Source organism: Shewanella sp. 125m-7 (assembly GCF_052977045.1).
In genome coordinates this window covers 1-24,648 of the sequence record NZ_JBRILQ010000017.1, presented here as the reverse complement: position 1 = coordinate 24,648, position 24,648 = coordinate 1, and the positions used below count along the sequence as shown (strand labels likewise).

Genomic DNA, 24,648 nt, shown 5'->3' with positions numbered 1-24,648 from the left:
TCATCAAGGAGGAATGAGAGTGCCAGTATTAAAGCGTAGCCTTCACTATCTCTTTGCTCCTATTACCTTTGCACTCCTTTGTATTGCAGCGACTCAGCAACTCGCTTTAACTTGGCAAACTTGGTTACCGACAATTGACGACCTGCCCTATTATTTGTTCGGTGTTTCGGCATTACTGGCGTTACAATTTAACTGTTTCCGTATCTGCTACCTATCCATACTACTGCTGCTATTTTACAGTCTTGGGCCGAGCACATCTGACACTTCACCTCTAGCAATATTTGGCCATGAACAGACATTTCTCATCGGTACTTTTGTCATCACCTTCTTCGCTATTAGTAAAGATCGCGCGCTGCTGTCGAGGCACTTTTTTAAAACACTATTCGGCATCGGGTTGTGCTTGATATTTGCGTTAGGTTGGTACGCTGTCATTAGCCAACTAACAGAGTTGAATCCCAAGCAAATACCTAACTCGCTTAACCTGCTGCTGTCTTTATATCTGCCAGTTGGGCTCGCTTGTATCGTGGTTTGCATCTTCTCGGTTTGGCGCTCGACCGGAACCGACACAACGATTGCCATTACCCTGTTTATTTGGTTATTTAGTTATTACATGCCAAATGAGCTGCCAGTTTCGGTATTGTTATCACTGTTAGCCATTACCTATATTTACTCTATTTTGGCCAAGACCTATCATCTGGCATATCGAGATGAGTTAACGGGTCTATCTTCGCGGCGGGCACTCAATACCATGGCGCTATCGCTGAATAAACATTACAGCCTTGCCATGGTTGATATCGATCATTTTAAGCGTTTTAACGACACTTATGGCCATGACGTTGGTGATCAAGTATTGCGCTTAATCGCAGCCAAACTGAGTAAAGTCAATGGGGGAGGTCAAGTGTTCCGCTATGGCGGTGAGGAGTTCATTATCGTGTTTGAAAACAAAGATATTGAGGTGGTACTGCCGCATCTTGAGGAGTTGAGACAGAAAATAAGCCAATACGATATTGTACTTCGTAATGAAAAACGTAAAACCACAACCAAGTCAGACAGAGACAGCTGTGACAACCTAAGTCCAAGAGCCAATATTACTATCTCAATCGGTGTTGCAGAGCAACGCGGTGAAACCTCATTTGAAACGACATTAAAGCGCGCAGACAAGGCACTGTATAAGGCCAAAGCCAATGGCCGCAACCGGGTCTTTGCCTAGTGGCGTTAACTCATAACATCAACTATCCCCAAGCCAATACTCGCTAATACTAATCGAATATGGCTTGGGGTCTTATCGATACAAATAATCTGAACTCGGATTAAATAGAGTAGAAATAGTAAATCTGTGACTTCATTCTTATCACAATACCGCGGATCACATCTAAGAAAGCTAAGAACTCAATTGGTTTGGTACCTGAGATCCAGGCCAATCCCACCGAGCCCACAGGAATGTCGTAATCGCCTGTTTCAGTCAGTTTAAGGCGAACAAAATGATGCTTATTGTTTAGGTTCTGCGCCGTGGTTTGTCTCACATTATCATCTAAAGCAACCAAACGGCCTTGTGACTCACCTGTCGCCTCGACGATACCTTCAACTTCGGCACTAAACACTTTACCCGGATAAACCGCAGAGGCGAACTCGGCTAATTGCCCGACCTTCACGTTACGAATAGCCTGATGATTCACCCGCATCAGTACATACTTTTCATTGGTGTACATCTGCATACGTGGAGCCACGCCGATATACTGTCCTTCGCGCATAATAAAGTTAGTCACGTAGCCATCGGCTGGAGCGTAGATCTTAGTGTTGTCTAAATTCCACTGCGCCTGAGCCACATTTTCATGTTCACTGTCCTGATCTGACTGACGACTCTTTACAGCAAGCTTAGATTTTTCGATATTCAGCAGTGCTGTATGCTGTGCCATCTGTGCCTTTTCGATTTGAGTCGAATAGGTCTGCACTTGTGCCTGAGCCAGATCGACCGCAGTTTGCTGTTCATCGAGCAAACTCTTGGTGATGGTATCGGGTACCACACGATTTTGCTCAACATAACGAGCCAAGTTTTTTTGTTTCCATGCGAGATCTTTAGTGGCCGCATTACGCTCATTCTTAGTGATACTGACATCGGCAATCGCGACTTCGTGTTGCTTTAATGCCAATTTGACATCTTCATTTGCAAGAGACAGACCTACCTTGGCGCTTGCTTGGGCCACGAGCGCTTTATTTAGCGCAATTTGATACGGCTCGGCATCTAAGTCATAGACGAGCTGGCCAGCCGTTACCTGCTGATTAGGCTGCACATAGATATTGTCAACGTTGCCTCTTATCTGCGAGTTGGCTGGGCGCAACTGAATATGGGGCGATTGCACCAAAGAACCACCCGAGAGATCCATCGGGGTGTAGTTGAGCAACCCCACCCATACAAACATAAGCCAGCCCGTTCCTCCTAAGTAGGCAAAAGCCTTACTGTAGGTGTTCCATGGCATACCGACTAGGCGCAGTAGATAAATAAACAGTGCCCATACCGCTAATCCCTCAAGCATTCGTTTGCTCCTCTTTGGCAGTCATATCAGCCTGCTCTGTCGCCGATTCTTTCTCGCGCCACACATCTCTAATTCGGCGCAGCGCTTTTTCACCGTCGACAAAAGCGATGATGACCGCAATAACCCATACCCAATGCCAAATAAAACCTATCCAGGTAAGCGCGGTAATCAATCCTATTTGGTGATGTTGCTCTTTATGCGCTTTGTTAATTGGCATGTCATGAATTTTCCAAAATCCAAATGCAGCAGCCGCTACCGTAAGTACCATGACCACTGCAGCAACACTATGCAGCGCGGTATCAACTCCTGAATCAACGAATGGCATGCTGAACAAGCTCATAAAAAAACCTCAAAAAAGTGTTTTGGCTGCGTAGTTTGCCTTTTCTTTGCCTCACCACAAGATGAAGTACACTTATATGTCATTTAACGTCACTTTATGATTCAATTAGGTCATCAGTCTCCTTGGGTATTCACTATGTTGCTTAATACGGCCTTTATCCGCTCTTGCTATATCGCTTCGGTGTTAGAAGGCGTAGAGGCTCATTATGGCGTGACGCCAGCCGATTTAGGGATACCCAAACTACTGCTTCAAGACCGAATGACGCTGATCCCTTTTAGCGAGGTATCCAAATGGTTTGATCAAATCGAGACGTTAACGGGAAAAGCGGATTTTATGGTACAAATCCAGCAATATCTAACCTTAGAAAACCTTGAGGTTCCCGGGAATTGGTTTTTAAGCGCCCCCGATCTTGCGATCTCATTTCGGCGTATCAACCATGGAGTTTGTTGCTTTCAGTCTGGTGCGAGCTATTACGCCCAGCAGTCGGGGAAAATTTTAAAGTGGTGTTACTGCAATCCTTTTGTCAAAGGTAAAGCCCGATCTCACGACTCTCTACGAGTGGCTTTGACCCTGTTTAACGCCATCAAAAACTATGTTGGCGCTAATTATAGCCCACGTAAAGTGCGCCTGAGTGGCTCTCCAATTCAACATGCTGAGATTGAGGCGCTATTTGGTTGCCCAGTCACTTGGAACGCGCCACAAACTGAGATCTGGCTAGGCATTGATCAGCTGTTAATGTCTACCGACGACTACAGCTATATACCTGAACCTCTTACGGCGTCGATTCCGCTGTATCAGCTAGAAAACTATTTAAATATGCCTCAGCCTACAGACACGCCTAAGGTTCTCTACGAGATGGTCAATTATTCACGTTATTATGGCTTACCCAGCGTGGATGCGGTGGCCAACCTTTTCAATATTTCGCGCCAACAAATGCAAAGACGATTGCAAAAACTCGGCTTCACTTTTACCTATCTATCTGGCTATATTCTGTGTAATCAGGCGATAAAATATATGCTGGAAGGCATGGATATTGCTGAGATAGCGAGCCGACTCGGTTATGCCAACACCCATAGTTTTAGTCGTTCATTCGCTCGTTTTCGCCGTCAAACACCGGTTCAATACTTAAATAAGCTAAAGCTAGACAACAAAAAGCCTCTTTAAAAAGAGGCTTTTTTTCAATCTAACGGGCTAACATTACCTAGCCGTAGACAGGTAAGATCCCGGCCATAGCAAGGAGATGACACGCCCCCGTCACCAAGCCAAATATAATCACGATGATGATTAAAGGTGTACCACCAGGGACTCTAAAGCTGTCGCTATCGGCGAACATCTTACGTGACTTATAGGCCATCATAGCCGGCACTATCGCCGCCCAAATAGTGGCAGCCAAAGCTGCAAAACCAATAGCAACTAAGAAGCCGTTCGGGAACAAAATACCCAAGATGGTTGGTGGAATAAACGTGACCGCTGCGGTTTTTAAGCGCCCGCTACGTGACTCATCAAAGCCAAACAGATCCGCTAAGTAATCAAACAAACCTAAGGTCACCCCTAGGAAAGACGATGCTACCGCTAAGTTAGCAAACAAGCTCAACATGGTGTTTAACCAGCTACTTGCCATCACGTTAGACAAGGCACCAACCAGCACGCCCATATTGCCGCCTTGGCCGATAATTTCAATAAATTGGCTACGCGGGATATTACCCATGGTCGCCATTAACCAGCAGCTATAAATAACCAGCGCAATAAAGGTACCAATAAACAGTGCCTTGATAATTGTCTTTGGCTCTTTACCGTAGTATTTAACTAGGCTAGGTACGTTACCGTGATAACCAAAACTCGCTAGTCCAAAAGGCAGTGCCGCGAGTAGATACGGCGCGTAACTTGGCTCGCCATCAGGCATAAACAGCTTAGTGGTATCAATATCAATCAGTAGATTACCTACTGCAAGGAAGAAGGTAATAATCATACCGCCAAGCATTATCGTAGTAATTCTATCGACCGCCTTGGTACTAATAATCACTATGCTTGCCAATACCGCAGCAAACACTAAACCTGCAACACTTTGAGGCAAGTTAATCCCGAGCCCTTCAAGGCTGTGATTAACAATAGAGCCGCCACCACTGATATAGGCGTAAGTCAAAATGTACAGTACAAACGCTATCGACAAGCCGTTCACGATACGCCAAAACTGACCTAAGGTTGCTTTAGTTAAGGTGTCGAAGCTCGCGCCCGGCTCAAAATGTAAGTTAGTTTCAAGCAACATCAAGCCCGACACCAACATACAAAACCAGATACCGACTAACATCAACATCGAATAGCCAAACCACATACCCGCACCCACAACCGGTAGCGAGAACATACCCGCACCGACAGTCGTGCCAGCAATGATCATTGCCCCACCTAATAGCGACTTACCTGCAGCCTTGTTTTTGGCTGCATTCATATGATTTGCCATTAAGCCTTGTGCTCCGCATGTACACTATCGACAATAGTTTGTCGCACAGATGAACGTAACAACAAGTTGGCAGTTTCTTTTATACGTTTAATATCACTACACCCTTCACTATCAGCTAGATATCCTAGCTCTTTTAATTTGACGCTCAGCGTAGCGTATAGCTTCTTGTCATAAAACTCTGGTGCAGTAATACCGTGAAGCGCGCCTAATCTTTGTGCTAGGCGGTGACTGTCTTTTTCAAGCTCAGAGCGTTCCATATTCGGCTTAATTTCGAGTAAGTTAAACAGAATTGCGTAACGCTGCATGGTTTCGCCCACCGTACCAGACAAGAGTAGCAACTGGTTGATACAGCTATCAACAACCTCAAAATGATCACCTTCAACAACTAAGCCTTGAGCCACGAAGATATCGAGGATCTGGTTAGTGTACAGAGTAGGATCTTCAATCCCCATAAACAACTCGGCTTCGAGCAGCGGGTAGAAGTCATTAACGATAGCGATCACATCATCACGGCTGCAACTCTCTTTACGCAGCAAACACGCGGCGATTAAAGACGGCAGTACCATAAGATGAATGATGTTGTTGCGATAGTAAGTCATGGTGATCGCAATGCTTTGATCAATAGAGATGATATCGCCTAGCGGATCGCTTTCAATCTGCAGCTTTTTAAGCTCTAAACCTTGAGATACCAAGTCATGACCCGTCCCTTGAGGCACAGAGGTATATTCAGTATATGGACGCTCTTTTAGTAGCGTTAAATACAGATCTAACTGTTTCTCTAGCTGAGAACGTTCTAATGCATTTTGCTCAGAAGCGAGCAGCACCATACTGGTTAACGTTACCGAACTCACCGCTGCAGCATCGTTAATATTGGTCATTACCTGATTAGCCAAGATATTAACAACAGGCGTTAACCACGTAGGCTTTTGATCGGGATCTTTTGCAATATCATCACGCCAGCTAGGCGCATGTTCATTCAAGAAGTTATGTAAAGTAATAGGCTTACCGAAATTCACATAACCTTGACCAAAGTTACCTAACTTACGAATAGCACCAAAAATCTGCCAAACGGATTCTTTCTTTTTCTTCTTACCACTAAGCTCTTTGTGATAAGTCGCCACTTCCATTACATGGTCATAGCCTAGGTATACTGGCACTAGCGTTACAGGGCGCTCCACTCCGCGCAGCACGCTGTTTAGTGTCATCGCAAGCATGCCTGTTTTAGGTGCAAGCAAACGACCGGTGCGTGAACGACCCCCTTCAGTAAAATACTCTACCGAGTAACCCTTAGCAAATAGCTGATCGAGATATTCACGGAACACGGCGGTATAAAGCTTATTACCACCGAAGCTACGGCGAATAAAGAAGGCTCCACCACGGCGGAACGCTGGGCCTGCAGGCCAGAAGTTAAGGTTAATACCGGCAGCAATATGCGGCGGAACCATACCTTGATAATAGAGAATATAAGACAGCAGTAAGTAATCCATATGGCTACGATGACACGGCACATAAACAATCTCATGACCATCGTGGTGTAGCTGCCTGACCTGCTCAGCACCTTTTATATTGATGCCTTTATAAAGCTTATTCCACAGCCAAGTTAAGAAGCGCTCGGCAATACGCACCAAGCTATCTGAGTAATCGGCTGCGACCTCATCAAGATACTCCATCGCTTTGGCGCGCGCTTCGGCTTCAGAGATCTTCTTACTTGCCGCTTCCTCTTTAATCGCTTTGGTAATCGAATCTGATTTAAGTAAAGCATGGAACAAGGCCTGACGCTTAGGCAGCTGAGGCCCCGTCATGACTTTACGCTGACGTTCGAAGTGAGCTCGTGCTACGCGAGCAAGCTTTTGCGCGATACGTTTGTCGGTACCGTGCTCATCAGCCATATAGCGCAGCGAAACAGCATTAGAGAATTGTACAAAGTTATGACGACCTAAGAACAAGATCATCAAGCACTTGCGTAACCAAGTCGGGTTTTGACGCTCAAGTACCGCAGCGCGCATAGTGTCGTCTTCTTTACCTGGAGTACGTCCCCAATAAAGACTGACTGGCACTAATTGAATGTCTAACTCGCGGTTCTGTTTATGAACGCTGAGTAATTTTTTGAAGCTATCAATGTACTGCTCTCCGCCTTCACGCTGACCAAAAAGAGGCTTGCCTCCTTCTAGACAAACAACTCTAGGCGATCTGATACCATTGACCTCCAAGTCCTCATAAGGGCTTGGTAAGCCGAGTTTAGCCGTCATTTCGCTAAGCGCAGCAATGTCACTGACAGATTCAGTTTTCATTACATATACTAGCGGCTTACTCGGGTCGAGATTGAGATCGTCGAATGGATCGTGAGGCACCACGACTGTTTGAACGAGTTTACGTTGTAACCAACGTAAAGATTTGAACCAAAGAGAGTCTTGTTTGGACATATTTATATGCAATGTTAGTCGCTTCTAATAAGCAGCTAGAATACCAGATATTTAAATAGTTTGCGCTATTCTCTTATTACCGCACTCTGTCCTGTTTGTGTATTTATAGAACAAAGACTTACAGATTAAAAATGACTAAAGCTATTAATAATTCAGCATTTAATCGCGTTCATTCCAATTTAATCCAATTCATTAAAAGTACCAAGCTAGCTGCGCATAGAAGGATAGCTCGAAGCTAAAATACTGGTCATTGGTAAACTTGAGTCCAGCATACTCTGTACCGTTAGCGCCAATAGGCACGGTAAGCGCCGAGGTTAAGCGAAGATCATCGCTCAAACTGTTTTGGCTAAGCAGCTGATACAGGGCTGAGCTATCCGATACATTATAAAAAAGGTTTTGCGATATTGACCACAGCGGTGTCATCTCAATATAAACACTGCCGGTAAGATAATCTTGCGCGAGATTATACAGCTCGCCACGCGCTATCTTTGCCACCAGCTGAGGATGTTGCAATAGCGACTCGGGACTATAATCGCCATTGCCAATACCAAGGCCATTGTAGAAATACTCAAGGGTTCCTGTCATATTCCGCTCAAACCCAACCCAAGAGTAGCTCCAGTTACTGACTAAAGAGAGATAGTTCTGCTCCCCCCAAGTTGCGACCAGATCCGTTGCCCAAATCGCCCCTCCGACACTGACTATGCTAGAAACACCTGCGACACGGCTGTCATAGTGTTCCGCCAGCAAGAGGTCATACTCATGTATGTAATCAAAAAAACCGTGATATTTAAGCGCTAATGTGGCGACATCAGCGGTGACATCAGAATTACTATCTCGCCGAATAACATAGGCCGCCTGTAGATCGCTACCATCTTGTAGTAGGTGCTGGCCATACAAGATGTCATCGCCAGTTTTATACTCCTTATCGAGTGAGCTGGGGTCAAATGGATTGACAAAATCCATGGGGTTAAAAAACAGGCCATTACCCCATGTGAGCGCCTGCCGTCCAAACTTAATCACGTTATTGTCCCCCTGATAGCCCACGATGGCCCTATCTAAACGCTGCAGCATCACAAAATCTCTATGCTCTGTGAGGGTGTCGGTCAGGTTAAATAGTCGCTGTTCATCATTTATCACCGAGCTAAGGCTTAAATAATCACTCGTCAGTGCGCGGGTTTGGAATCTGTGTTTGCCATAGCCCGCCAGCAGTTGATAATCGACTTCGGCTAGCCAACCCGATTGCCAGCGACTCCCGAGGTGATAACGAAACTGCGCAGTTTGATTAAGCTGCTGCTGGCCATAAAGTGCTTGGTAAACACTGCTATCAGAAAAAGCATACCCATCTAACTCATACTTGAGATGACCATGATGCTGTAACTCTGCAGACGCTAGAAAAAATGGCAAACCACAGAGCCCCAAAAAATAGGTCAGAATAGGGAGCTTACGCCACAAAAAACGTTTATCCGCTCGCTTGTTGCTACATTCTTTACCCATGACTCAATCTCAGCTCGTTGAATCGGTAACGATTTTGCCATCAACCATGTAGATATGACGGCTGCAGTAGTCAAACACCTGTGCATCATGGGTAGCAATTAAGAATGTAATGCCATGCTGACGATTTAACTGTGTAAACAGCTCCAATAGTTGTGCCGATGTTTTAGAGTCCAAGTTAGCCGTAGGTTCGTCAGCTAAAATCAACACAGGTTTTGAGACAATGGCACGGGCAACAGCCACCCGCTGCTGCTGTCCACCAGAAAGCTGCGCAGGTCTTCGAGTCTCAAGCCCCGTTAGCCCCACCTCTGATAAGATTTCTTGGCTGCGACGCCTCCGCTCAGCTGCAGAGATCCCCTGCAGCTGCATAACAAACTCGACATTTTCTTGGACGCTTAAAACAGGAATAAGATTATAAGCCTGAAAAACAAAGCCTATTTTCTGCAAACGCACATCGGCTCGCGCAGACTTTGTCAGCCCGGTTATTTCAACATCACCAACATAGACTGTCCCACTATCGGGCTCATCTAATCCACCTATTGCATTGAGCAAGGTGGTTTTTCCTGAGCCAGACGGGCCAGACAACACCGTCATCTCGCCCTGCTCAATCATTAATGAGACATGATTTAATCCATAGATTGTCTGATCACCCTGTTGGAATGTTTTGACCAGTTGCTTACAAACTATGTTACTCATTGATTACCTTCTTATTTATCTTGCTAAGCTGCGGTATTGATTGATTCTATGGGATTAGAGCGTGCCGCCTTAATCGCCGGCCATAAACTGGTGATAACCCCAAGCGCAATAACGATAATATTGGCTGCGATAACATCTTGGCAATGAAGCACTGGGTATAGCCTGGTATCCATACCCGCCATCGCCAGTCCATCAGCAATAGCAGAAAGGTCGATGCCAGCAGCCAACGAATAAGTCGTAACCAGTGCCAATGTATCCCCGACAATCAACCCTGTTATCAAGAGTAGAACAGCCTCAATCACAATCATAAAAACAACCGACTTTGACTGTAATCCCAGCGCCAAAATCAAGCCTATCTCTTGCTGTCGCTCAAATATCGACATCAACAAGGTGTTAGCTAAACCAAAGCCAAGCACACTAAAAACGATGACAATAAAAATAATAATGTAGCTATTCATCAAGTCAGATACTGCAGCCAGATAGCCGTTGAGTTCACGCCAAGTTGCAACTTGATAGTTATCATCGACAACCTCTTCAAGGCTAGAAGTCACTCGCCCTAACGATTGCTGACCATCGGTAAATACTGCTATTTCGGTCACCTTATTCGGCATATTTAGCAATTTTTGGATAAAGCCCTTTCCAGTGTAGATAGTCGCGAGCTCTTCCTGTTCTGTCGGTTTGTGATAGATCCCAACCACACGCACTCCAGACTCGGCAATCTCATTATCGACATCCTGCAATGTGATAACGACTCGCTTATTGAGATCAGTCTTGAGTCTAGCCGCCATTTTCTGGCCGATAATGATGCCGTTGTCCTCACCATCCTCGAGCATTCTTCCCGCCACAAGTTCGAGCTCGCCCACAGTAAAAGGTTCTTGTTGCGGCGCAATCGCAATTAACTGAGAACCCAATGTCACACGCTCACTGGCGATCATCACCGGAGAGCTGATCCTAGAAGCCCATTGAGTAATCCACGACTGGTTAAGTTGCCTCAGCAAAGCGTCTGCAGGCTCTGAAATATGATTTATCACATTCTGATCATTAAGAAATTCATGCTGATGCACTTGGATCTCTCCCGGTAGGTTATTTAGCGAGGTCTGGTTCATGCCATCGACCATACCGCGCAGAAACGCCGACACCACGATCATCGACCACACCCCAAAACTAATCGCCAATAGTAAAATAAGAGTACGCCTGCCGTTGCGCCAAAGATTACGCCACGCCAACACAAATAGAACAGGATTAAAAAAATGGCCCATGTTATTTACTCTGCATCGCACTAATTGGCTCGAGGCTTAAGGTTTTAAACGCTGGATAGATAGAGACCAATACAGAACCGATACAGACCACTAGCGGGCCAATCAATACAGAAAGTGGCGACAACAAGGGATATATTCGATCTCCGATACCAAATTGCGCTCCTATGTCTCCCATCCCCGGAAGCGCAATACCAACTTGGCTAAAGTAAGCCGCAATAACACCGCCCAGCAGCGCACCAAGCAACATACCTATAATGCCCATCATTAAGGTTTCAATTAATATCTGTGTAAATAACCGACTCGGTTTAGAGCCTATCGCCAGCATGATGCCAAACTCTTTAGTGCGCTCTAATACCGCCATGAGCTGGGTATTCATTACCCCTAAGATCACTAGCAAGACCAGCACCGCATACATAATAATGGCACTAGAGAGATCCGCCTCAATCCCCTGCTTAATTCCGGGATTAAGCTGCTGCCAATCATGAACGGTTAACTCAGTCCCTGCTTGCAAAGGTGCAGGCAATAGGGTCTGTAATTGCTGCCGATAAAAGCTTACCTGTGACATAGAGGGGGCGTTAATACTCACAAGCGACACTTGATTGTGCATCTCAAATATTCGTTGAAAAGTGGCCAAAGAGACTTGCGAGGTTGTACGGTCGACGTCATTAATCCCAGTGTTAAAAATCCCAGTAACCAACAGCACGCCAGCGGCGAACCCTCCCTCCATCGTTGAGCCCATCACAGTGAGTTCGTCACCAACTTTGACCTGTAGATTTTTAGCCAGACGATCCCCAAGCACGACTTGATTGTTATCGCCAGCGTCTAGGTAGTGCCCCATAATGATCTGCTGCGCAATGATCGACGCGCGGCGTTCCTTATCAGGAACAACGCCGTTAACGAGCATTCCGACACTACGGTGTTCACTCGCGGCTAATAGAAAACCACTACTGCGGGGAAGGACATCGAGCTCTGGAAACTGCCGCTCTATCATTGCGACTAAACTACGACTATCGGTAATTCGTTTGCGTAATTCAGGCTCATCTAGGTAGCCCTGTTGATTTATCTGCAGTTGGCTGGAAAAAATCCGCAAGGTATTTTCAATCATCATCGGATAAGTACCCGCTTGCATGGTGATCATAAATACCAATAGGGTATTACAGAAAATCATCGCGCCAACGGTTAGCCATGTACGACGCTTATGCTGCCATAGGCTTCGCCATGCCAAAAGAATTTGGCCGCGCATCAGCGGGGGTTTCTAAGATTAGACAGGGTGAACATATAGCCCGGCAGCGTCATATCAAAACGGACATTTTGATTACGGATCTCGGTCCACTCTAGTGCTTTTTCAACCTGAGACATGCGACAACGCATCGCAACACTTCTATTACCGACAGCCTCTATGTCACCGCATTCCATCGACTTAACCAGCTTATTATCTTGATCCCAAAACTCCTGACGCAACATCACCCAGTCATCCCTAAGCACGGTGACCTGCTTGCCCCATACCACAGGCGCTGACTCGTGGGGGATTGACTCGATGGTGTACACCCTATGCCCATCAAGCTCTTGGGTATGAATCAAACGATGTGAATAATCATCGAGTAACTCCGTGGTACGACTGACATCTTTATTGGAGAAGTCACTGCCCATCCAGCTTTGATTCATCATCGACGATGGTACTTTTATCACCCGATTGATTTTAGGCGAATAACTCCACATCTGTTTATCATCAATAAGAAAGGCGTTGCCCGCATCGACCTTTGGCTCAGTGACCCGAACCAATGATTTTTTATCCCCCTGAGTCCAGCCCTGTACCGTCATCGAGCGCTGCCAGTCTGGACGATGGATCACCATAGTTAACAGACTCGAAGAGGTTAACCCACGCCAGTTATCCATCGCTTTTTGAATCATTTCTTTAGCAGAATCTTTATCCGTTGGCAGCGAGGCATTTTCGGCAGGATTAACCGGTTCAGAGACAAGAGCTCCGGCTAGGGAAGAGACTGTCAGAGCAGCCGATAACATCACACCAATAGCCAGCCCTAATGAAACCAACTTACGGTGATTTAACCTAGTGTTCTTGCTAGATAATCGGCTCATGATGCCACTCTAGTAAAACGATTTTAGTTAATAATAGCCTAGTTTATAAAATCAAAAGTTTTATCGATCTTACATAAGCCTAAATGTAGATACTGAGTACAGAATGCAGTTATAAGGGTATTAAGATCAGTTGCCACATTTCAAATGTGGGATCCAGTTTCAAGTGAAACTCCCCCGAATATGAAATCAATAAGTTAAGAGCTGAAATCCAGATAGGCATAATCGAACGATCCGGGATAAGGTGAAATTATCCGCAGAAATCCAGCCAAAATGAAACTCTCAATTTCAACGAGTGACAGGCCTCATTTAGAGGTAAGCACGGGGCATAGAGTAAATCTAAATGTAGCTAAGAATTTTAAAGTTTGGACAAAAGCTATTCACCACTAAAATAACTGAGACAGCCATTATTATTTACAGTACTTATCGTCCTCAATCACAACTCAAATGGCCAAAGCTTTTGACTCATACCTTGCCTAAGCTCGACAATCACAAGCTGAACATGACTTGCGAGCAAAATATCAGCAATTAAAATGAAAATCACGCAGCAAAAATGCCCAAACATCAGTCTGGTAGCGTAAAAAGGGTTGAGTAGGTTTAACGTAAACTAACTACAATCTAGCCATCGGTGACAATTGGCTGCACCTTGTCGTCGTTTACGCTCTAGATGTTCACAATACGTCGATAATTCTTGTGTATTGCCCACTGCGCCTTTGAATATTTTCGTGAACTCGGCGGTCATTTTAAGCCAGTTCTCGGCAGGTATGTTTAAGCGGTGCAGCAACTGCTGTGAGGATGGGCTGATAGCACCTCGTTTATCATGGCGTTGGATTCGACCTGTATCATCAACGAGTTGTAGATAATCTTTTGCATTAAACATCAGTCCTTTAGGCATATCTTGATGCTCATCGCCTACAAAAGGGAGTAGCGATTTAGGTTGTTCGCCGTTAACTGCCGCTTTGATGCGCAGCTGGATACTGGTGAAGTCTGAGGTGTCTGGAGATATCGCTATATTGGCTCGGATAGGATTGAGGTCGACATAGGCCATACAAGCCAGCACCGCCGCGTCATCAAGTAACGCTTGCGACTTAAAGCGCCCTTCCCAAAATCGACCCTTGCACTTATCTTCAGCATTGGCCTTTCTGGCTATGGGTTCATTAAGCGCCCGCATAAACCAGGAGATATCCATGAGTCGAAGTCGGTACTCTTTTATCCGCTTATTGATGATTGTTTGTTGATAAGATTCAAGAGGTTCAGCTTTAATAAAATCGTGATTCAGGCTGTCGCCTTTGAACAGTTTTTGCCATTGCGTTACAACCTCGATATCTGACCAGCTCTTAGCCAACTCAGCATCAACCCGCAATACAAGGTGCAGATGATTACTCATCACCGCAAAAGCACAGATATCGATTGCGAACACTTCAGCTAGCTGCAACAGCCGACTTTCGACCCAGTCACGCCTATGCTCATAGGATTGTCCCGTGTGAATATCAACCCCACACAGGAATGCCTTTCTAACACAGCGACTTATGCAATGATAATAAGGGGTATCTTCCAAGCTGACTAACGCTTTTCTTGGCGTTGGCATAACACACTCCTCTGTTCAACCTTAACTAAAGCCTAGTAGAGGAATCGTAGAGGAATCGCTATCCAACAATTTTGGGTGTCTTGGTTATTTTTCTGATAATTGGTGATTAAACTGTTCTGAGGCACTTGGAGAGTATAGTTTCGCAAATTCCAAAGCTTCGCTTTGAGTAAAAGGTAGAAGGCTTACCACACTGATCTTGTCAGGGGAGTCATGATCATCAATCTCCCGCTCAGTTTTATTACTAGCCCATTCCTTACGAGAAATAACCTGTAAGAAAACTTGCTCTCCGTCTATAGGTTGTAACTGTGTCTGGTCTATTTTTCCCGGCGGCAGTATTGTTGATAGGGCTTTAACGTCCAACTCCTCATTCCAATCACTTGGACGACAAGATATAAAAAATCTTGCCCTCGATAGAGCTTCGCCGAGAGTATCTTTAACTTTCCTCAAAGCCTTACGAAGCGTTCCTTGGCGAAGCTTAAGCTCATCTACAGCATCCAAAAAGAACACTGCCGTCTGATCGGGGGCTGCAAGCCAATCTTCCCATGTATGTTCTTCTTCATCTGACAATATATCTAGAACTTCACTGTCTTGGAGCTGCTCAAGCGGAATGAAAAACGATACATTCCCGTTAGCCCGGAGTATTTCATTTCGTCTTTTAAACTCATGAGTTTTGCCACATTTACCATCAGCGAGCACAACGACACAACGGTTGTCCTTAAAATCATCCCAGCTCAGACTGCCAGATGTATTTTCGCCCCATAACGACAAAAAGTCGGGTTCGACAAGGTGTTTTTCAGAGGGTTTTGCGAATCGGCGCTCTATCGGTACATGATGGATGGTCATACTATGAAATGTTCCAGATGAAGAAGGTATCACTGATTTTATATTCTCATATCCATGGTAATTGTCTAGCATTTACCCCTTGATTCAATGGGGTATATGCGCAGATGCAGTAGCTAGTTCATAGACTGGTAAGCCGCCACCTCCTTAAACACATTTCCGGCATGAGCAAAACAAAGTCAAGCAGGGGTCAGTTTGCACGAAAGTTCAATTAATGCAGGCACGAAATGGGGCGTAATTGAGCTAAGCCTAATTTACATATTCACTCAAAATCCCTACTTCCATCGAATTTCCATTCAAAGGTCTTATCTAAATTTATAAGCGCAGATGTAGGACAAAATAATAGTTAACTTCAGCCACTATTCAATAACGAGTTTCACATCGCTGGATTTATTTCATTTGAAACTGGATCCCACACAAAACAATATAACTGGTTATTACTTGCGCTCAATAAAATACTGTATATACTCACAGGTACTGTATAGAAAGACAGGGTTAACAATGAGACCACTTACACCGCGCCAAGCTGAAATTTTAGAGCTAATTAAACGTAATATTGCAGATACTGGCATGCCACCTACCCGTGCCGAGATCGCGAGACGTTTAGGTTTTAAATCAGCCAATGCTGCCGAAGAACATTTAAAAGCCTTAGCTAAAAAAGGCTGTATTGAAATTATGCCGGGTACGTCTCGCGGTATTAAGTTAACCCAAGAAAGCACTGAAGAAGCTGATTTAGGTTTACCGCTTATCGGCCAAGTTGCTGCGGGTGAACCCATTCTTGCCCAAGAGCATGTTGAGCAACACTATAAAGTCGATCCTGCGATGTTCCGCCCTTCTGCTGACTTTTTACTTAGAGTCCGTGGTGACAGTATGAAGAACATTGGCATACTTGAGGGTGATCTACTAGCTGTACATAAAATACAGCAAGCTCGCAACGGCCAGATTGTCGTCGCTCGTGTCGAAGACGATGTCACAGTGAAACGTTTCGAGAAGAAAGGCAATAAAGTTTTCTTACATGCAGAGAACGAAGAATACTCACCGATTGAAGTTGATCTTGCGAACCAAAGCTTAAGTATTGAAGGCTTAGCCGTTGGTGTGATCCGTAATGGAGACTGGCAATGAACAAACTAATAGGTACCAGCCCGCGTCATCCAGGTCTTTGGCAAGATATGCCGTCGACAAATATGACCAGTAACGCAACTAACCATATCACGACTATGGTGACCCAAACTCAAGGACGTGATGAGCTAACACAAATTAGTGCACAGCTCTCGCAACTGAGCCAGCAAGGCCGTTGGATTGTACTCATCAGCCCGCCGAACATAGGTTATAAGCAGATGCTGGCCGCTGCGGGCGTTAGAATGGATAGAATATTGTTAGTTCATGCTAAAGATGAAGTTGAAACCCTCTGGGCAATGGAGAAAGCATTAACTAGTGGTACATCGAGTGCGGTTATTACTTGGACTAACGCTTTAGATGCTCGTGATAGTCGCCGTCTACAGCTCGTTGCTAAAAGCGCACGCGCTGCTGGTATTTTAATTGAAAGTACGATTGAAAGTAGCAGCGAAAATGGCATTGGAAGTCGCATTAAAAATGCAAACTGCCATTCACTGGATAGCAGGATAAACACTCAGGGCAGCGCTTTTGCTCAAGCCTCTCTTTTTGGCGCCATCCACTAAAGTATCAAGCCCTTCTTTCTAATATCTTCTTTCTAGTAAAGAAACTCAGTTCGGCTAAAGCTCTCATTCGAGGGCTTTTTTATTACCTGCAATTTATTTCCATAATATGCAAATGAATCAAAAAGTGATCTTGATCAATATTTAAACACCAAGTAGTGTAACAAGTGATAACAACGATATTTAGTTATATCCGAGCGATTTAGTCGTCGGTCTCTGTTTTATGGACTGTAGATCCTGAACAACAACAGAGGCTGAAATCGGCCTGATATATTTCAGCCGTAAGTGCCAACGTGGTGACACAACCCAGTAGCTAATACTGAAAATACAATAGTCATGGTCGCAATAGAGATAATGCGGCTCGATTGACAAACCACTCGCGCACTTTGAAGTCATCGTTGCTTTTTTGGGAACTGAAGAGTTTACATAGAGCAGAGACTTACTGTGTGACTCTTCTTTGTCTTGTTGACAGAGGAGAAGTCTAGTGAAGCAATTGTTGTATTGTGTGCTGGCGTTGCTATTTTCGCCCGTACTTTTTGCATCAGAAATGCCACTTAACATGACAGAGGGTGTAACGGAGATCAGTGGGCGGGTTTATAACCTCCACATGATTATTCTTTACATCTGCTGTGCTATTGGCATTGTGGTTTTTGGCGTGATGATTTATGCCATGATCCACCATCGTAAATCTAAAGGCGCTATCGCCGCCAACTTTCATGAAAGTACTAAAGTCGAGATATTGTGGACTGTCGTACCTTTTATCATTCTTATTCTCATGGCCATTCCTGCAACCAAAACCTTGATTGCTATGGAAGATCCGAGTAATGCCGATCTCACCATCAAAATTACCGGCTCACAATGGAAATGGCATTACAGCTATTTCGATCAGGATATTGAGTTTTTCAGCTTACTATCCACTCCACGAGCACAAATAGATGGTACTGAAGCAAAAGGGAAAAACTACCTCCTAGAGGTTGATAAGCCTTTAGTGCTACCAATTAATCGAAAAGTGCGCTTTTTAATGACCTCTGAAGATGTTATCCATTCTTGGTGGGTACCCGCTTTTGCCGTTAAAAAGGACGCTAACCCCGGTTTCATTAACGAAGCTTGGACTCGAATCGACAAGCCTGGTACTTATCGAGGTCAGTGTGCAGAGCTTTGCGGTAAAGACCATGGTTTTATGCCGATTGTGGTGCAAGCGCTTTCTGAAGAAGACTTCGATGCTTGGCTGATTGCACAGCAACAAGAGGCGAGTAATGCACAAGCCGCCGCTAAGGCTGCGCTGTCACAGACACTGACAATGGAAGAGTTAATGACTCAAGGCGAGCAAGTGTACTTGGCTCGTTGCGCCGCTTGCCACCAGCCTAATGGTGCTGGCTTACCCGGCGTGTTTCCCTCTCTTATTGGTAGCCCAATTATCAAAGGTCCGGCTCAATATCATATTGATATCGTCTTAAATGGTAAGTCTGGCACCGCCATGCAGGCGTTTTCTAAACAGTTAACCGCAACTGAAATTGCCGCTGTTGTGACCTATGAGCGTAATGCTTGGGGCAATAACTCTGGTGATTCGGTTCAAGCTGCCGATATAAGCTCTGACACGACCACACCAGCAACATCAGTAGATACAACCCCTGCCCCCCCAAGCGCTATGCCTGCTACCTCAGCTGCTACACAAGCAGAAGTTAACCAAGATATGGCCTCAGAATCCTTAGCTGAAAGCCAAGTCACGCAAGAGCTAACAACAGCACCATTAGGTGATTTAGCCATGAACGAACTCTTCACGATGGGAGAAAAAGTCTATATGGCTAACTGCGCTGCATGCCACCAAGCAGCTGGTACTGGCCTACCTCCCGCGTTCCCATCATTAGTGGGCAGCCCAATTATCACAGGCCCTGTAGCTGCCCACCTTGATATTGTTATCAATGGCAAACAGGGCACGGCTATGCAGTCATTTAGTGCAGTGCTTACACCACAACAGATTGCTGCAGTGGTGACGTATGAACGTAATGCATGGGGTAATGACTCTGGTGATGCAGTTCAGGCTTCTGATGTTGATGGTCACGCAAAGTAAGGGATTAACATGAGCACAATTATACAAGATTCACCAGCCGCTCACGACGATCACCATGATGACCAACATCATGGGGCGCCGAAAGGCATCATGCGCTGGATTTTAACCACTAACCACAAAGATATCGGCACGCTCTACCTCTGGTTCAGTTTTATTATGTTCCTAACCGGTGGTGCGATGGCGATGGTGATCCGGGCAGAGCTGTTTCAACCTGGTTTACAGCTCGTAGAGCCAAACTTTTTTAACCAAATGACCACAGTCCACGGTTTAATCATGGTATTTGGTGCTGTGATGCCAGCCTTTACAGGCTTGGCAAACTGGCTAATCCCCATGATGATCGGCGCGCCAGATATGGCACTACCCCGCATGAATAACTGGAGCTTTTGGATCCTACCTTTCGCATTTTCGATTTTATTAAGCTCATTATTTATGGAAGGTGGCGGCCCTAACTTCGGTTGGACATTCTACGCCCCGCTATCAACTACCTATAGCCCCGACAGCACCGCACTATTTGTGTTTGCGGTGCATATTATGGGTATTAGCTCAATCATGGGTGCGATTAACGTTGTCGTTACCATTGTGAATATGCGCGCCCCCGGTATGACCTGGATGAAGTTACCTTTATTTGTGTGGACGTGGTTGATCACTGCATTCTTATTGATTGCTGTGATGCCAGTACTCGCAGGCACGGTGACAATGGTACTGACGGATAAATACTTCGGTACCAGCTTTTTCGATGCGGCCGGCGGTGGCGATCCAGTGATGTTCCAGCATATTTTCTGGTTCTTTGGTCATCCTGAAGTGTACATCATGATTTTACCGTCTTTCGGGATTATCTCGGCGATTGTGCCAGCCTTTAGCCGCAAACGCTTATTTGGTTACTCATCTATGGTTTACGCCACAGCAAGTATCGCTGTCTTATCGTTTTTAGTGTGGGCACATCACATGTTTACCACCGGAATGCCGGTGTTTGCTGAGCTATTCTTTATGTATTGCACCATGCTGATTGCGGTGCCGACAGGAGTAAAGGTCTTCAACTGGGTGGCGACCATGTGGCGAGGTTCTATCACTTTTGAAACCCCCATGCTTTTTGCGGTCGCCTTTATTATCTTGTTCACCATAGGCGGGTTCTCTGGCCTGATGTTAGCGATAACCCCTGCCGACTTCCAATACCACGACACCTATTTTGTGGTGGCACATTTCCATTATGTATTGGTGACAGGAGCAATCTTTTCCATCATGGCGGCGGCCTATTATTGGCTACCAAAGTGGACGGGGCATATGTACAGCGAAACGCTAGGACGCTGGCACTTCTGGTGTTCGGTCATTTCAGTCAACGTGCTGTTTTTCCCAATGCACTTTCTAGGGCTTGCAGGTATGCCTAGGCGTATCCCTGATTACGCAATCCAGTTTGCTGATGTGAACCAGATAGTGTCGATAGGCGGTTTTGCCTTTGGTCTGTCACAATTTATCTTTTTAGCGGTCGTGATTAAGTGCATACGCGGCGGTGAAAAGGCCCCAGCTAAACCATGGGAAGGCGCCGAAGGATTAGAGTGGACAATCCCAAGTCCTGCGCCTTATCACTCGTTCACCACCCCACCAGAGGTGAAATAAAGATGTCAGAGTTTAAGCGTAAATCCAATCGCCAACTGATCGCCGTGCTAATTATTGGCGCTGTGGGCATGTTTGGCTTTGGATTTGCGCTTGTTCCTTTGTATGACGTGCTGTGCGACGCATTAGGTATTAATGGTAAACCCCAGAATACTGCCAGCGTTTATCAGCCCGTCACGGTAGATAAAAACAGAACCGTGACTGTGGAGTTTGTGTCTCAAGTGCAAAGCGATATGCCCTGGACGTTCAAACCGCAGGTCAATACCATGCAAGTTCACCCCGGTGAGCTTATTCGGACCCATTTTGTGGCAACTAATTTATCTGCTAACCACATTGTCGGTCAGGCTATTCCGTCTGTGTCTCCTGGGCAAGGAGCTGCCTATTTTAATAAGACGGAATGTTTCTGTTTTAATCAGCAAGTATTGCAAGCGAATGCTGCTGCCGATCTACCACTCATCTTTTTTGTGGATCCGCAATTACCGGATTCAATTTCAACCTTGACCCTCTCTTATACCCTCTACAACATCACCGACAAAGGCTATGTCGACGATTTTGTTGAGCAAGGAGCTGCAAGATGATTACCCAATATACCCACAGAAACACCTCCAGCAACAAAGGCAATGCCGTTTACATCAGCATTGCAAAGCAAGGAGTAGCGAGATGACCACCGAACATAAACACGAGAACTACTATGTACCAGAGCAAAGTGCTTGGCCCATTATTGGCGCAGTGGGTTTATTCCTTATCGCCTTCGGCGCAGGAAGCTATGTCTCAGAGCTAAATAGCGAAGGCGGCAGTGGCGGCTACATTCTGCTTGCAGGCATCGCTGTGACTATTTTTATGATTTTTGGCTGGTTTAGAACCGTTATCGCCGAGTCGATGGCAGGGCTTTATTCTAAACAGATGGATCGTTCGTTTAGACAAGGAATGAGCTGGTTTATCTTCTCAGAAGTCATGTTCTTTGCCGCTTTTTTTGGTGCCTTGTTTTACGCCCGAATCATTGCAATACCTTGGCTTGGTGGCGCATCAAATAATGCCATGACCCATGAAGTGTTATGGCCTATGTTTGAAGCTGCTTGGCCTTTGCTGACAACGCCAGATGGCTCGTTGACGCAAGCCATGGACTGGACAGGTCTGCCGCTCTACAACACGCTCATACTTCTCACTTCATCTATCACTTTGCACTTTGCTCACGTAGGGTTAGAAAAAAATAAACGCACAGCTTTAACCGTCTGGTTAGCAATAACCATTCTACTTGGGGTAGCGTTCTTATTCCTGCAAGTTGAAGAGTATGTCCATGCCTACCAAGAGATGGGACTGACATTGAATTCGGGCATTTATGGCAATACCTTTTTCTTACTAACAGGCTTTCATGGTATGCACGTCACCCTAGGTACCGTGTTCCTTATGGTGCTGTTTGTAAGGGTCGTTAAAGGACACTTTTCGCCTGACAAGCATTTCGCTTTCCAGGCTGGTAGCTGGTACTGGCACTTTGTTGATGTGGTGTGGTTATGTCTATTTATCTTTGTTTATGTACTTTAACCGCTCACATCTAGCTGACATTTGAAGAGTCAGTTATCAGTAGGGTCTGGAGTTAGGTGTTATGACTCCAGTCCCTAATGCCACTAGCAGCAATAACACCACCAGCACCGAAAATATGACTCGTCGGCCTAAGTATTGACTCATAGGCACACTCGACTCCCCCTTAACCATAATAAATAGGGCTCGGCCTAGATTAAACAATATGAATACTAGTAGCAGTACTAAAACCAACTTAAAGATAAACAAAGCAGACATAGCGCTTCCTCGCGTTAGGGTGAATCTTGCTTGGTTATTTATTGTGCTTTCTACTGTGATAGTGTTTTCAATTTTGGTCAAGTTGGGTTTTTGGCAGCTCGAAAGAGCAAAGTACAAAGCCCATTGGCAGCAAGAACTGACAACTCGACAAGCGGCGGCGGTATTAACCTATGATCAGTTACTTAACCTCCCGAAAGAGGAAGCGTTAACCGGCTTTAAATTAAAAACCGCAGTGACGCCCATCTCGACAGATATTTTTATCTTGGACAATCAAGTTTATAAGGGAAGAGTAGGCTACCTAGCCTTACAAGCTTTACAGGTCAACGAAGCAGAGCCGTGGCTGTTAGTCGAACTGGGGTTTATCGCTGCGAGTATGGATCGCGCTAAGCTACCAAACGTAACCGCGATCACCGTCCCCGTTATGCTAGAAGGGCGAGTCTATCAAAAACAGATGAACCCAATGAGTTCTGATCTAATGGCGGAAACTAGTTGGCCCAAACGCATTCAAAACCTAAACATCCCCCAACTTGCAAAACTGATTGATAAACCGCTAGCCAACCTAGTATTACAACCAAGTAATTTAGACAACGCCTACCCTCACCCATGGCAACCTATCCCGCTATCGTCACAAAAACACCAAGGCTATGCCGTGCAATGGTTTTCAATGGCTGGCGTATTTGCCTTGCTTATGGGGTATCTATTTTTTCGCAAATTAAAACAACAAGATAATAAGAAGCACTAATCAACATAAGGTAAATGTTCTATTGCTAACTAAGAATAGACAATGTAGGTTAGAAATTGTGCATCCTAGCCGTTACGGGAAGCAGAACTCGAACTATAAATTTTAAGACATCACCTGATTTCAACACTGCTTTCATCACCCATGAAAGCGGCAATCTTAAAACGAAATGTCATTAAAGGACGTTATCTAAAGTGGCATGTTGAAGCCTGAAGTGATGAAGTAAAATAAAGAGGAGATGGAATGAACTCCCCCACAAGCAACGGCAAAAAAACACTCATCTTGCTATTACTGGCTTTTGTCTTGCCTGTAGTTGCCGCAAAAATTGTGCTCAGTTTTGACTTATATAACGGCGGCGCGACAAATAAAGGCCAGCTATTAGATACCAGTATTAGTTATCAAAATCTGGCGATGGCTAACCCTCAACCTCATGAATGGCAGCTACTTTATCAATTGCCTAGCCAATGTAATGCCGTTTGCCAAGATAGACTCTACATTCTGCAGCAAAGCCATATCGCCTTAGGACGCAACCAAGAACGCGTACACACCATCATCATGCTCAATGAGCAAAGCGATACCGCTGCGCTCGCTTCTTTTAATTTTATCACTGCAACTCCCTCTAAAGCGCTTAGCCAGTTGCTTGCTCAGCAAGAATTTGTCATCGTCGATCCCTTAGGAAGCTTAGTCATGAGCTACCCTGTGACTGAAGACCATCAAGCACAGATAATGCAAGGCAAGGCCTTAGTGGCTGATCTACGTAAGTTACTTAAACTTTCACGGATTGGTTAAGGGGGGCTTTTATGAAACAAAAGCCAATGCAGATTAACTCATTATTGAAAGTGACCTTGGTGTTTACCCTGTGCGTGATATTACATAGATGCGCTTATACCTTGCTAGTCACCTCCAAATCACTAATCGCTGGAGGTGCACTCAATGCAGATTAACTCATTATTAAAAGTGACCTTGGTGTTTACCCTGTGCGTGATATTACATAGATACGCTTATGCCTTACTAGCCATCTCCAAACCCCA

At 45.2% G+C, this 24,648-nt stretch carries 23 protein-coding genes; 11 read left to right on the top strand and 12 right to left on the bottom strand.

The window, feature by feature from the left end; genetic code table 11:
• The first annotated feature begins 19 nt into the window (after positions 1 to 19).
• Positions 20 to 1,210, top strand: coding sequence for a GGDEF domain-containing protein (locus tag ACVBIL_RS09955; RefSeq protein ID WP_447166827.1), 1,191 nt, complete (start codon positions 20 to 22; stop codon positions 1,208 to 1,210).
• A 100-nt stretch (positions 1,211 to 1,310) separates the two neighbouring features.
• On the opposite strand, the gene ACVBIL_RS09950 is transcribed toward ACVBIL_RS09955, so the two are convergent.
• Both ACVBIL_RS09950 and ACVBIL_RS09945 read right to left on the bottom strand, forming a co-directional pair.
• Positions 1,311 to 2,534: an HlyD family secretion protein gene (locus tag ACVBIL_RS09950; protein WP_447166826.1), complete on the bottom strand. Its 1,224-nt coding sequence runs from the start codon at positions 2,532 to 2,534 to the stop codon at positions 1,311 to 1,313.
• Positions 2,527 to 2,874: an MFS transporter gene (locus ACVBIL_RS09945; protein ID WP_447166825.1), complete on the bottom strand. Its 348-nt coding sequence runs from the start codon at positions 2,872 to 2,874 to the stop codon at positions 2,527 to 2,529. The genes ACVBIL_RS09950 and ACVBIL_RS09945 overlap by 8 nt, the downstream gene beginning before the upstream one ends.
• 96 nt (positions 2,875 to 2,970) lie before the next feature.
• On the opposite strand from ACVBIL_RS09945, the gene ACVBIL_RS09940 reads away from it, so the two are divergent.
• On the top strand, positions 2,971 to 4,038 hold the full coding sequence (locus ACVBIL_RS09940) for an AraC family transcriptional regulator ligand-binding domain-containing protein (RefSeq protein WP_447166824.1): 1,068 nt from the start codon (positions 2,971 to 2,973) through the stop codon (positions 4,036 to 4,038).
• Positions 4,039 to 4,075: 37 nt separating this feature from the next.
• Here the strand turns inward: ACVBIL_RS09940 and mtr are convergent, their stop codons facing one another.
• From mtr to ACVBIL_RS09895, 9 genes are all read right to left on the bottom strand, one after another.
• Positions 4,076 to 5,332 carry a tryptophan permease gene (gene mtr, locus ACVBIL_RS09935; RefSeq protein WP_447166823.1) on the bottom strand — a complete coding sequence of 419 codons (1,257 nt, stop codon included), beginning with the start codon at positions 5,330 to 5,332 and terminating at the stop codon, positions 4,076 to 4,078.
• Positions 5,332 to 7,755: a glycerol-3-phosphate 1-O-acyltransferase PlsB gene (gene plsB / locus ACVBIL_RS09930; protein ID WP_447166822.1), complete on the bottom strand. Its 2,424-nt coding sequence runs from the start codon at positions 7,753 to 7,755 to the stop codon at positions 5,332 to 5,334. The genes mtr and plsB overlap by 1 nt, the downstream gene beginning before the upstream one ends.
• Before the next feature lie 192 nt (positions 7,756 to 7,947).
• Positions 7,948 to 9,249: a hypothetical protein gene (locus ACVBIL_RS09925; protein WP_447166821.1), complete on the bottom strand. Its 1,302-nt coding sequence runs from the start codon at positions 9,247 to 9,249 to the stop codon at positions 7,948 to 7,950.
• A 9-nt stretch (positions 9,250 to 9,258) separates the two neighbouring features.
• Positions 9,259 to 9,942: an ABC transporter ATP-binding protein gene (locus tag ACVBIL_RS09920; RefSeq protein ID WP_447166820.1), complete on the bottom strand. Its 684-nt coding sequence runs from the start codon at positions 9,940 to 9,942 to the stop codon at positions 9,259 to 9,261.
• Between the two features lie 23 nt (positions 9,943 to 9,965).
• Positions 9,966 to 11,201 carry an ABC transporter permease gene (locus ACVBIL_RS09915; protein WP_447166819.1) on the bottom strand — a complete coding sequence of 412 codons (1,236 nt, stop codon included), beginning with the start codon at positions 11,199 to 11,201 and terminating at the stop codon, positions 9,966 to 9,968.
• A 1-nt stretch (position 11,202) separates the two neighbouring features.
• Positions 11,203 to 12,444, bottom strand: a complete 1,242-nt coding sequence (locus ACVBIL_RS09910; RefSeq protein WP_447166818.1) for an ABC transporter permease — start codon at positions 12,442 to 12,444, stop codon at positions 11,203 to 11,205.
• Complete coding sequence (locus tag ACVBIL_RS09905) at positions 12,444 to 13,298, bottom strand: outer membrane lipoprotein-sorting protein (RefSeq protein WP_447166817.1); 855 nt, start codon at positions 13,296 to 13,298, stop codon at positions 12,444 to 12,446. The genes ACVBIL_RS09910 and ACVBIL_RS09905 overlap by 1 nt, the downstream gene beginning before the upstream one ends.
• Positions 13,299 to 13,902: 604 nt before the next feature.
• Positions 13,903 to 14,883 carry a transposase gene (locus ACVBIL_RS09900; RefSeq protein ID WP_447166816.1) on the bottom strand — a complete coding sequence of 327 codons (981 nt, stop codon included), beginning with the start codon at positions 14,881 to 14,883 and terminating at the stop codon, positions 13,903 to 13,905.
• A gap of 84 nt (positions 14,884 to 14,967) precedes the next feature.
• A complete protein-coding gene (locus ACVBIL_RS09895; RefSeq protein WP_447166815.1) occupies positions 14,968 to 15,726 on the bottom strand; it encodes a hypothetical protein in 759 nt (252 codons plus the stop codon).
• 498 nt (positions 15,727 to 16,224) lie between these two features.
• Here ACVBIL_RS09895 and lexA point away from each other — a divergent pair, with 498 nt between their 5' ends.
• The 6 genes from lexA (at position 16,225) to ACVBIL_RS09865 (ending at position 22,623) form a co-directional block, all read left to right on the top strand.
• Positions 16,225 to 16,845, top strand: a complete 621-nt coding sequence (gene lexA, locus ACVBIL_RS09890; RefSeq protein ID WP_447166814.1) for a transcriptional repressor LexA — start codon at positions 16,225 to 16,227, stop codon at positions 16,843 to 16,845.
• Positions 16,842 to 17,402 carry a cell division inhibitor SulA gene (locus ACVBIL_RS09885; RefSeq protein WP_447166813.1) on the top strand — a complete coding sequence of 187 codons (561 nt, stop codon included), beginning with the start codon at positions 16,842 to 16,844 and terminating at the stop codon, positions 17,400 to 17,402. The genes lexA and ACVBIL_RS09885 overlap by 4 nt, the downstream gene beginning before the upstream one ends.
• A gap of 481 nt (positions 17,403 to 17,883) precedes the next feature.
• Positions 17,884 to 19,470: a cytochrome c oxidase subunit II gene (coxB, locus tag ACVBIL_RS09880; protein WP_447166812.1), complete on the top strand. Its 1,587-nt coding sequence runs from the start codon at positions 17,884 to 17,886 to the stop codon at positions 19,468 to 19,470.
• Between the two features lie 9 nt (positions 19,471 to 19,479).
• On the top strand, positions 19,480 to 21,084 hold the full coding sequence (gene ctaD / locus ACVBIL_RS09875; protein ID WP_447166811.1) for a cytochrome c oxidase subunit I: 1,605 nt from the start codon (positions 19,480 to 19,482) through the stop codon (positions 21,082 to 21,084).
• Between the two features lie 2 nt (positions 21,085 to 21,086).
• On the top strand, positions 21,087 to 21,659 hold the full coding sequence (locus ACVBIL_RS09870) for a cytochrome c oxidase assembly protein (RefSeq protein ID WP_447166810.1): 573 nt from the start codon (positions 21,087 to 21,089) through the stop codon (positions 21,657 to 21,659).
• Positions 21,660 to 21,741: 82 nt separating this feature from the next.
• Entirely contained in the window at positions 21,742 to 22,623 is an 882-nt protein-coding gene (locus ACVBIL_RS09865; RefSeq protein ID WP_447166809.1) for a cytochrome c oxidase subunit 3, read from the top strand.
• A gap of 36 nt (positions 22,624 to 22,659) precedes the next feature.
• Here ACVBIL_RS09865 and ACVBIL_RS09860 read toward each other — a convergent pair whose 3' ends face one another.
• Positions 22,660 to 22,878, bottom strand: a complete 219-nt coding sequence (locus ACVBIL_RS09860) for a DUF2909 family protein (protein ID WP_447166808.1) — start codon at positions 22,876 to 22,878, stop codon at positions 22,660 to 22,662.
• Between ACVBIL_RS09860 and ACVBIL_RS09855 the strand changes: the two genes are divergently transcribed.
• From ACVBIL_RS09855 to ACVBIL_RS09845, 3 genes are all read left to right on the top strand, one after another.
• Positions 22,826 to 23,620, top strand: a complete 795-nt coding sequence (locus tag ACVBIL_RS09855; protein ID WP_447166807.1) for an SURF1 family protein — start codon at positions 22,826 to 22,828, stop codon at positions 23,618 to 23,620. The two genes, ACVBIL_RS09860 and ACVBIL_RS09855, sit on opposite strands and share 53 nt — an antisense overlap.
• A gap of 240 nt (positions 23,621 to 23,860) precedes the next feature.
• Positions 23,861 to 24,406 carry a hypothetical protein gene (locus tag ACVBIL_RS09850; protein ID WP_447166806.1) on the top strand — a complete coding sequence of 182 codons (546 nt, stop codon included), beginning with the start codon at positions 23,861 to 23,863 and terminating at the stop codon, positions 24,404 to 24,406.
• Between the two features lie 11 nt (positions 24,407 to 24,417).
• A complete protein-coding gene (locus ACVBIL_RS09845; RefSeq protein WP_447166805.1) occupies positions 24,418 to 24,561 on the top strand; it encodes a hypothetical protein in 144 nt (47 codons plus the stop codon).
• Positions 24,562 to 24,648 lie beyond the last annotated feature (87 nt).